The organism is Kitasatospora sp. RG8 (assembly GCF_017813315.1).
In the GTDB taxonomy this organism is placed as follows: domain Bacteria; phylum Actinomycetota; class Actinomycetes; order Streptomycetales; family Streptomycetaceae; genus Kitasatospora.
Map to the genome: position 1 here is coordinate 19,125 of NZ_JAGIYX010000056.1, position 9,407 is coordinate 28,531.

Genomic DNA, 9,407 nt, shown 5'->3' on the forward strand with positions numbered 1-9,407 from the left:
CAGGAGGCCGGGGTGCGCGCGGAGCGGATGGGTGGGTTGGCGGATCGGTCTACTTGGGCGGCTTCTTGCCGGTGACACCCAGGTACACCAGGGGAGCGAGGTTGGGCTTCAGGTCCTTGACCTTGACGCCCCAGGAGGTGAAGGCCTTCTGGTGCTCGGCCGCCGAGGCGAGCAGCGAGACCAGAGAGCCGGCGACGGCGGCCGGGTCGAGCGACTTGTCGGCCTGGCCCTTCGCCTGGAGTTCCTTGACGGCTTCCGTGAGCGGCTTGGCGACCGCGTTGAGGACCGTCATGCGGATCTTGAAGAACCGCTTGTCCCCTTCGGCGGCACCGAGCGTGACCACTCGGAGAATGGCGTCGTTCTTGCGCCAGAAGGCGAGGAATCCGTCGACCAGTTCTTCCGAAGTGGTCGTGCCGGACTTCCCTGCCCAGGACTTTCCGGCCACCAGCTCTTTGAGGGTGTCGGAGTCCTTGGCCATTTCCTCGGCGATTTCGAGGACAGCGCCCTCGACATCCGGGAAGTACTGATAGAAGGTCGCGGGGGAGGTACCCGCCATACGGGCGACGTCGATGACCTTGACGTCCCGATAGGGCGACGTGCTGAGCATCTCGCGGAGGCAGTCGAGCAGCTTCTGCCGCGTCTCCTGTCCGCGTCGCCCGGCGACGCGACCGTCGACGGTGCGAACTTGTCCTGTCATGCCGTCAGCTTACCGTGGCTCGATCTTGGCGCGATTCGGTGATGTGACAATTACTCCGCCCGGGGGTTTGGTATAGGGGTGTGAACCAGTACGGACGGATATTCACCGTGTTCCGGTCAAGCCCCCCCGTGTGCTTTTGACCTCACAGCGTGACGCCCCCTCCGCTGAGGGGTTATCGGGTGACAGAGCGTGACGGCAGCGGGCGGGGTTCGGGCCGGGGTGCGGAGGGGTCGCGCGCAAGCGGCCGCCGGAGCTGACGTCAGAATCCGGCCGTTCCTGCGGCACCGGCCGGACGGTGACCGCCGCCCGCCCCCGGCGGGGCTCTGGGCGGGGGAGGTTGGAGATGGGCAGGGCGGCATTGGAGAATCGGGTCCGGCACCCCGCGGCGGGTGCGGAAAACGGGGAGGTGGCAGCGGAGTGGACCAGCTGACGGCGCACGATCCGAGGCGGATCGGGCCCTTCGAGGTGCTGGGGCGGCTCGGGGCGGGCGGGATGGGCCTGGTCTACCTGGCGCGCTCCGCCTCCGGCCGACGAGTGGCCATCAAGACCGTCCGGGGGGAGCTGGCCGAGGACGAGCTGTTCCGGGTCCGCTTCGCCCGGGAGATCGCGGCCGCCAAGACGGTCGGCGGGTTCTACACCGCGGCCGTGGTGGACGCGGACGCCGACGCCAGGGTCCCCTGGCTGGCCACCGCGTACGTCCCGGCGCCGTCCCTGGAGGACCTGGTCACCGAGTGCGGGCCGCTGCCGGCGGGGGCGGTGCGCTGGCTGGTGGCGGGCATCGCCGAGGCGCTGCAGTCGATCCACGCCGCCGGGCTGGTCCACCGTGACCTCAAGCCCTCCAACGTGCTGGTGGTCGAGGACGGCCCGCGGGTGATCGACTTCGGCATCGCCGCCGGGGTCTCCAGCACCCGGCTCACGATGACCAACGTCGCGGTCGGCACCCCGGCGTACATGTCGCCCGAGCAGGCCCGCGACAGCCGCAGCGTCTCCGGCGCCAGCGACGTCTTCTCGCTCGGCTCGCTGCTGGTCTTCTGCGCCACCGGCCACCCGCCGTACCGGGGTGCCAACCCGGTCGAGACGGTGTTCCAGCTGCTGCGCGACCAGCCCGACCTCTCCGGCCTCCCGGCCGAACTGGTGGACCTGGTCCGCGCCTGCATGCGGCCGTCCCCCGAGCACCGGCCGTCCCCGGCGCAGATCCAGGCCGAGTTGGCCCCGCACCTCTTCTCCCGGGACGACGCGTCCGGCGAGGCGGGGGACTGGCTGCCGCCCAACGCGCTGGAGTTGATCGAGCGCAAGCGCGGCCGCCGTCAGCCCCTGCCGGCTCCGGCGCCGGTCGCCCCCGCGCCGGTCACCCCCGCGCCGGTCGCCCCCGCGCCCCCGCAGCCGGTGGCGCAGCAGCAGCAGCCGGTGCCGCTGCAGCGTCCCGTCCGGGACGACCCGCGCACCCGGCACCCGGTCGGCCACCACGCCCCGCACACCGGGCCGGTGCACGCCAACCCGGCGCTCCCGGGCCCGGACACCGAGGCCGCCACCGAGAAGCTCGCCGCCCCGCGCCGCCACCGCGCCCCCGTCGCCGGGGAGAGCGGCTCCGAGGTGCGGCTGCCGGGCGCCTCGGTGCGGATAGGCCCGGGCCCGCGGGCCGAGCAGGCCGGGCCGGGGACCGCGCCCGCCGAGACCGACTGGGTCCGCCGGGCCACCCCGCCGCCGGTGCGGGCCGCCCGCTGGCGCCCCTGGCGGTTCCGGATGTCCAACGACGTCTGGGGCACCCCGGTGGTCGCCGACGGCACCCTGTTCGTCTCCAGCTTCGAGGTGCACGCCCTCGACATCGCCTCGGGCCAGCGCCGCTACAAGACCCGGGACGTCGCCTGGGCGCTCGCCGTCGACGCCGGCCGGGTGCACGCCGCCGACGGCCCGCACCTCTACACGGTGGACGTCGCGGACGGCACCGAGCGCTGGCGCAGCTCGCTGGACGGCTGGGTCTACTCGCTGGACGCCGCCGACGGCGTGCTCTGCTGCGGCGTCCGGGGCGGCGGGGTGCAGCTGCGCTCGGCGGCCGGCGGCGCCGAGCTGTGGCGCGCCGACGACGCCCAGCAGGACTACGAGAACCCGCAGTCCGGCCCGTCCCTGGTCGGCGGCGCCGCCTACTACTACGGCGGCGGGCGGCTGCGCTGCGTCGACCCGCGCGGTGCGGGCCTGCGCTGGTCGTTCCCGGTCGGCGAGGACGTGCCGTCCCGCCCGGTCGAGCGCGCCGGGGTGCTGTACGTGACGGCCGGTACCCGGGTGTACGCGCTGGACGCCGCGAGCGGCGCGGAGCGCTGGCGCTTCGATGCGCCCGTGGTGCTCTTCACCCCGCCCGCGCTGGACGCGGACGCGGTGTACGTCGTCGACTACCTCGGCAACGTGTACGCGCTGGACGCGGCCACCGGCCGGGACCGCTGGCGCGGCGTCACCGGCAGCCGGCAGGGGGCCGAGCCGGTGGTGGTCAGCGACGGCATGGTGCTGGTCGGCAGCGGCGAGGTGCTGTACGCCTTCGAGTCGGCCGGCGGCCGGGAGCGCTGGCGGTACACCGCGCGCGGGGAGATCGTCGGCTCCCCGGCCGTCGCGGACGGCCTGGTCCACCTGGGCAGCCGGGACCAGTCGCTGCACACCCTGGACCTGGCGAGCGGTCAGCTGCGCTGGGAGCTCGGCACCAAGGGCGAGCTCACCGGCTCGCCGGTGGCGGTCGGCGGGAAGGTCTTCGTCGGCAGCAAGGACCGCTGCGTCTACGCGCTGGACGCCTACTACGGAACGGCGGTGCCCTCGCACTGACGGGGGTGCCCTCGCGCTGACGGGGGTGCGGCCGCCGCGGGGCGGCAGGACGGGAGTGCGGCAGGGGCGGGGCCGACCCACGGCCCCGCCCCTGCCGCGTCCGCCGCTACTTCTTGCGGGCCTCCGGGTGGCGGCTGCACCAGCCCTCCCACGCCGAGGCCACCATCTCCTCGACGCCGTGACGGGCGGTCCAGCCCAGCTCCTGGCGGATCAGCTCGGCGGAGGCCACCACCCGGGCGGGGTCGCCGGCGCGGCGCGGGGTGACCTCGCCGGTGGCGTCGTAGCCGGTCACCTTGCCGATCACGTCCAGCATCTCCTTGACGCTGACACCCTCGCCGCGGCCGATGTTGAGGATCAGCGCCGTCTCGCCGGCCGGGTCGGCCGCCAGACGCTTGGCGGCCGCCACGTGGGCCGAGGCGATGTCGGAGACGTGGATGAAGTCGCGCACGCAGGTGCCGTCGGGGGTCGGGTAGTCGGCGCCGAAGATCCGCGGGGCCTGACCGGCGGTGAGCCGCTCGAAGACCATCGGGATCAGGTTGAACACGCCCGCGTCCGACAGCTCCGGCGAGGCCGCGCCGGCCACGTTGAAGTAGCGCAGCGAGACGGTGGAGATGCCGTGGGCCTTGCCGACGGCCGAGACCAGCCACTCGCCGGCCAGCTTGGTCTCGCCGTACGGGCTCATCGGCGCGCACGGGGTGGACTCGGTGACCAGGTCGACGTCCGGCATGCCGTAGACGGCGGCGGAGGAGGAGAACAGGAAGCGCTTCACGCCGCCCTCGGCGGCCGCCTCCAGCACGGTCTGCAGACCGATCATGTTCTCGCGGTAGTAGAAGAAGGGCTGCTCGACCGACTCGCCGACCTGCTTCTTCGCCGCGAAGTGCAGGATGCCCTCGACGGCGTGCTCACGGATCGCCTCGTCCAGGACGGCCCGGTCCAGCGTGGACCCCTCGATCAGGGCCACCCCCTGCGGCAGCCGGGTGCGGTCGCCGGTGCTGAAGTCGTCCAGGACGGCCACCCGCTCGCCCGCGTCGAGGAGCTGCCGCACCACGTGCCCGCCGATGTATCCGGCACCGCCGGTGATCAACCAAGTCATGGCCCGCATCCTAGGCGGTCCGGCTTTCCGGCCGGTGCCGGGCGAGTCGGCGGGCGTCCGACGCCGGGCCCCGGCCGGTCTGGCTTTCCGGCAGGGGGCGGGCGAGTCGGCGCAATGATTCGGACATAACGGTGAAATGCTGACAAAGATCTCTGTCCGGTGAGGGAATCGGAGGCAGCCAGGTGAACCGCAAGAAGGAGCACACCCGCCCGCTCCCGGCCGGACCCCGCCCCACCGGCCCCAAGGCGTTCGGCGGCCGGCTGGTCGTGCCGGGGACGCTCGCCGCCGTGGCCGCGCTGGTGGTGGCCGGTTGCAGCAGCGGCTCGTCCTCCCCGGCGTCCGCGACCTCGTCGTCCGCTTCCGCGTCCGCCCAGCCGGCCGGCGGCATCCAGCTCCAGGACTCGTACCAGAAGGTGATCGCCGACGTGCTGCCCTCCGTGGTGCAGATCACCACCGCCAGCGGGCTCGGCTCGGGGATCGTCTACGACAACAAGGGCGACATCGTCACGAACGCCCACGTGGTCGGCACCGCCACCACCTTCGCCGTCACGCTGGCCAACAGCACCAAGCCGTTGGACGCGACCCTGGTCGCCAGCTACCCGGACTCCGACCTCGCGGTGATCAGACTGACCAGCCCGCCGGGCGGCCTGAAACCGGCCGTCTTCGGGGACTCCGGCAAGGTCCGGCTGGGCCAGATCACGCTGGCCATGGGCAGTCCGCTCGGGCTCACCGGCAGCGTCACCGACGGCATCGTCTCGGCCACCGGCCGGACCGTCTCCGAGCCCAACAGCGCCGGCTCGCCGGGCGCCACCATCGGCAACATGGTGCAGACCTCGGCCGCGATCAACCCCGGCAACAGCGGCGGCGCGCTGGTCAACCTGAACAGTCAGGTGATCGGCATCAACACGCTCGCCGCCACCGAGCCCGAGACCAACGGTGCGGCCGCGCCCGGCATCGGCTTCGCCATCCCGGCGTCCACCGTCACCGGCATCGCGGACCAGCTGATCAAGGACGGGAAGGTCACCAACTCCGGCCGGGCCGCGCTCGGCATCACCGCCCGGACCTACTTCGACCAGGACTTCCGCCCGGCGGGCGCGGTGGTGGTGGCGGTCTCCGCGGGCGGCCCGGCGGACTCGGCGGGGATCCAGGTCGGCGACGTGATCACCAAGGTCGGCGACACCCCGGTCGAGGACCTGAACTCGCTCACCACAGCGCTGGCCTCGCTCACCCCGGGCACCAGGACGACCGTCACCTACACCCGGGACGGCCAGAGCAGGACCGCCGAGGTCACCCTCGGCACCCTGGAAACCCCCTAGACCACCGGCGCCGGCCGCCCGCACACCGCGCAAGGGTTCGCGGGCGGCCGGCGTACGGGGTGCGGCCGGGACCTCGTCAACTGCCTCGACGAAGTCCCGGCCGGTTGCCGTTGCGGGGGTGCTGCCGGGTGCCGCGGGCCGCGGCAGGGCGCCTCCGGCGGGCCGGAGCCGTCGGCCGGGCGGGTGCCGGGTGGTCAGCGGCGGGCGACGCGGGTGCGCCAGGGGAGCTCGATGGTGACGGTCGTCGGGCCGCCGTGCGGGCTCTCCACCAGGAACACCCCGTCCACCGCCCGGATCCGCTCGGCCAGACCGCCCAGGCCGCTGCCCGGGTAGGGGGCCGCGCCGCCCTTGCCGTCGTCCTTGACCAGCACCATCAGCTGGTCGCCGGCGCGCCAGACGTCCACCGTCGCGGAGGTGGCGCCGGAGTGCTTGGAGACGTTGGTGAGCAGCTCGCTCACGGTGAAGTAGGCGATGCCCTCGACCGCCGAGTCGGGGCGCTCCACCGTGCCGTCCGCGGCCTTCAGTGCGACGTTCACCTTGACCCCGCCCGGCACGGTGCAGCGGGCGGCCACCGCGGAGAGCGCCGCGTCCAGACCGCGGTCGGTGAGCACCGCCGGGTGGATGCCGCGGGCCAGGTCGCGCAGCTCCTGGAGGGCGAGCTTCACCTCGCCGTGCGCGTTGTCGACCATCCTGGCGGCGGCGGCCACGTCGTCCGGCGTCTCGGTCTCCCGCAGCCGCTCCTTGGCCAGGCCGAGGTCCATCGCCAGCGCCACCAGCCGGGCCTGGGCACCGTCGTGCAGGTCGCGCTCGATCCGGCGCAGGTCGGCGGCGGCGGTGTCGACCACCGTGCCGCGGTCCTCCTCCAGCTCGCGCACCCGCTCGGACAGCGCGCCGGGGGAGAGCAGGGTCTCCACCAGCATCCGGTCGACCGCGGACTCGGCGCGCACCACCCAGGGCAGCGCCGGCCAGCCGATGATCACGCAGATCAGGGTCACGGCGAAGCTCAGCAGGCCCCAGGGCATCAGCAGCACGTAGTAGAGGACCGAACGCCAGCTCAGTGCGTCCGTGAGGTGGGCGATCGCGTAGCCGGTGATCCCCGGGCGGGGCCGGCGCACCGGCTCCGGGTCGCGCAGTTCGGAGCCGTGCACCGACCGGGCCCGGCGGCGGGCGAAGCCGCCCATGGCCCGGGTGCCGGCCAGCCCGGCGGCCAGCAGCGGCAGGCCGATCACGGTCACGGAGAGCGCGAGGCCGACGGAGAGCGTCACGACGGTGAAGACGAACCCCGCGATGCCCAGCGGCAGGTTGAGCATCAGCTGCCCCGCCTGCCGCCACATCCGCGCGCCGTACAGCGGGGCGCGCTCCATCCGGGCGTCCTGCTCCTTGAGGGCGTCCGCGGCGCGGCGGTGCAGTGGTTTCATCCGGATCTACCGTCCCTGTCGGTCGAGCTGATGATCCAAGCTTCCCCGGTGAGGGGCCGCCGGGGCCATGGGGGTGATACGTCTCCCCGGGCGGGGGTTATCCCCACCCCCGCCGTCACGCCCCTGCCCCCGCGCCGGGGCGTGACGGCGGGGGGCGGCCGGGACGCCCCGGTGTCCGCGGGTTGTCCACCGGTCGTCTTGCGGATCGGGCGGGGTGCGGCGCTCCACGGCCGTGCACTTAGACTCACGCATTGGCGATGGTTATGACCGTGTAAAGAAACGTCGTAGAACTGGCTTAGTGGGGTGGTTCTCACGGCCGATGTGGAGGCGAGTGGCATGGAGGGGCAGCAGGCGGCTGCCGTCGCTGCCGACCCGGCGGTCGGCAGCGGCTACTTCGACGCGTACGCCGCGATGGGCCTGCTCGCCGTCGTCGGCGTGCTCTTCGTCGCCGTGGCGTTCACCGCCAACCGGCTGCTGCGGCCGGTGGTGTACTCGCCGGAGAAACTCCTCGCCTACGAGTGCGGCGTGGACCCGGTGGGCGAGGACTGGGCGCACACCCAGATCCGCTACTACGTCTACGCCTTCCTGTACGTGATCTTCGCGGTCGACGCGATCTACCTGTTCCCGTGGGCGACCGTGTTCGCCTCCGCCGGGTACGGCGCCGGAACGCTGGTCGAGATGTTCGTCTTCATCGGCTTCCTCGCGGTCGGACTGCTCTACGCCTGGAAGAAGGGCGTTCTGGAATGGACGTGACGCACAACCACGCGCACGCGCACGGTGCCTCCGGCGGTCCGGTCCCGCTCGGCCTGCCGGACCCGGCGCAGCCCGGAGCCGGAGCCGTCGAGCGGCGCGGCATCGGCCCGCTGGCCCGGCTCGCGCCGGACCCGGTCAAGGTGGTCCTCAACTGGGGCCGCCGCTACAGCCTCTGGTGCTTCAACTTCGGCCTGGCCTGCTGTGCGATCGAGTTCATCGCCGCGTCCATGGCCAAGCACGACTTCATCCGGATGGGTGTCATCCCGTTCGCGCCGGGCCCCCGCCAGGCCGATCTGATGATCGTTTCGGGGACGGTGACCGACAAGATGGCGCCCGCCGTGAAGCGCCTCTACGAGCAGATGCCCGAGCCGAAGTACGTCATCTCCTTCGGCGCCTGCTCCAACTCCGGCGGCCCGTACTGGGACTCCTACTCGGTCACCAAGGGTGTCGACCAGATCATCCCGGTCGACGTCTACGTGCCCGGCTGCCCGCCGCGGCCCGAGGCGCTGCTCCAGGGCATCCTCAAGCTCCAGGAGAAGATCGCCGCCGAGTCGCTCCCGGGCCGGTACGCCGCGCCCGCGTCCGCGCTGCGCCGCCCGCTGGTGGCCGGTCCCGCTGTCGAGGGAGGGGCCTCGTGACCACGGCCGAGCAGTATGCGGCGTCGGTCGGCGAGTGGGCCACCGGCGCCGAGGCGTACGGGCTGGTCACCGTCGACGTGCCCGCCGAGCACTGGATCGAGGCGCTGACCGCGGCCCGGGACGTGCTCGGCCTCTCCTTCTTCGACTGGCTGAGCGCCGTCGACGAGCTGGCCGAGGGCTTCTCGGTGGCCGCCCACCTGGCCTCCGCCGACGCCCCGGGCGTGCGCCACCTGGTGGTGCGCACCCGCGTGCCGCGGGACAGGGCCGCGCTGCCGACCGCCGTCGCCGTGTACGCCGGCGCCGCGTGGCACGAGCGCGAGACGCACGAGATGTTCGGCATCGACTTCCCCGGGCACCCCTACCTGGCCACCCTGCTGCTGCCGGACGGCTTCGAGGGCCACCCGCTGCGCAAGGAGTTCGTGCTCGCCGCCCGGGTCGCCAAGGCCTGGCCGGGTGCCAAGGAGCCGGGCGAGTCCGACCACGGCGACGGGCCGGCGCGGCGCAAGATGCAGCCGGCCGGTGTGCCGGACCCGAACGAGTGGGGGCCGCTCAAGGGCACCCTGCCGCCGGTCGCCGAGCGGCCCGCGCGCGGTGCGCGGGCGGCGGGCGCGGCGCGGACGCCCCGGGCGGCCGCGGGTGCCGGCGCTGCGGCTGGGGCTGGGGCTGGGGCCGAGGGCGGGCCCG

The 9,407-nt window shown here is 73.6% G+C and carries 8 protein-coding genes; 5 read left to right on the forward strand and 3 right to left on the reverse strand.

Annotated elements, in window-relative coordinates; genetic code table 11:
- Positions 1 to 49: 49 nt before the first annotated feature.
- Positions 50 to 697, reverse strand: a complete 648-nt coding sequence (locus J5Y04_RS40175) for a TetR family transcriptional regulator (RefSeq protein WP_209417491.1) — start codon at positions 695 to 697, stop codon at positions 50 to 52.
- A 417-nt stretch (positions 698 to 1,114) separates the two neighbouring features.
- Here J5Y04_RS40175 and J5Y04_RS40180 point away from each other — a divergent pair, with 417 nt between their 5' ends.
- Positions 1,115 to 3,505, forward strand: a complete 2,391-nt coding sequence (locus J5Y04_RS40180) for a PQQ-binding-like beta-propeller repeat protein (protein ID WP_209417492.1) — start codon at positions 1,115 to 1,117, stop codon at positions 3,503 to 3,505.
- Positions 3,506 to 3,611: 106 nt separating this feature from the next.
- On the opposite strand, the gene galE is transcribed toward J5Y04_RS40180, so the two are convergent.
- Positions 3,612 to 4,598, reverse strand: coding sequence for a UDP-glucose 4-epimerase GalE (galE, locus tag J5Y04_RS40185; protein WP_209417493.1), 987 nt, complete (start codon positions 4,596 to 4,598; stop codon positions 3,612 to 3,614).
- A 260-nt stretch (positions 4,599 to 4,858) separates the two neighbouring features.
- Here galE and J5Y04_RS40190 point away from each other — a divergent pair, with 260 nt between their 5' ends.
- Positions 4,859 to 5,914, forward strand: a complete 1,056-nt coding sequence (locus J5Y04_RS40190) for a S1C family serine protease (protein ID WP_209417498.1) — start codon at positions 4,859 to 4,861, stop codon at positions 5,912 to 5,914.
- A 194-nt stretch (positions 5,915 to 6,108) separates the two neighbouring features.
- On the opposite strand, the gene J5Y04_RS40195 is transcribed toward J5Y04_RS40190, so the two are convergent.
- On the reverse strand, positions 6,109 to 7,278 hold the full coding sequence (locus J5Y04_RS40195; protein WP_209417499.1) for a sensor histidine kinase: 1,170 nt from the start codon (positions 7,276 to 7,278) through the stop codon (positions 6,109 to 6,111).
- 390 nt (positions 7,279 to 7,668) lie between these two features.
- Between J5Y04_RS40195 and J5Y04_RS40200 the strand changes: the two genes are divergently transcribed.
- From J5Y04_RS40200 to J5Y04_RS40210, 3 genes are all read left to right on the forward strand, one after another.
- Positions 7,669 to 8,085 carry an NADH-quinone oxidoreductase subunit A gene (locus J5Y04_RS40200; RefSeq protein WP_209417494.1) on the forward strand — a complete coding sequence of 139 codons (417 nt, stop codon included), beginning with the start codon at positions 7,669 to 7,671 and terminating at the stop codon, positions 8,083 to 8,085.
- Positions 8,076 to 8,723, forward strand: a complete 648-nt coding sequence (locus J5Y04_RS40205) for an NADH-quinone oxidoreductase subunit B (protein WP_209417495.1) — start codon at positions 8,076 to 8,078, stop codon at positions 8,721 to 8,723. Before J5Y04_RS40200 ends, J5Y04_RS40205 begins: the two co-directional genes overlap by 10 nt.
- A partial coding sequence (locus tag J5Y04_RS40210) for an NADH-quinone oxidoreductase subunit C (protein WP_209417496.1) occupies positions 8,720 to 9,407 on the forward strand: 688 nt, incomplete at its 3' end. The genes J5Y04_RS40205 and J5Y04_RS40210, both read left to right, overlap by 4 nt.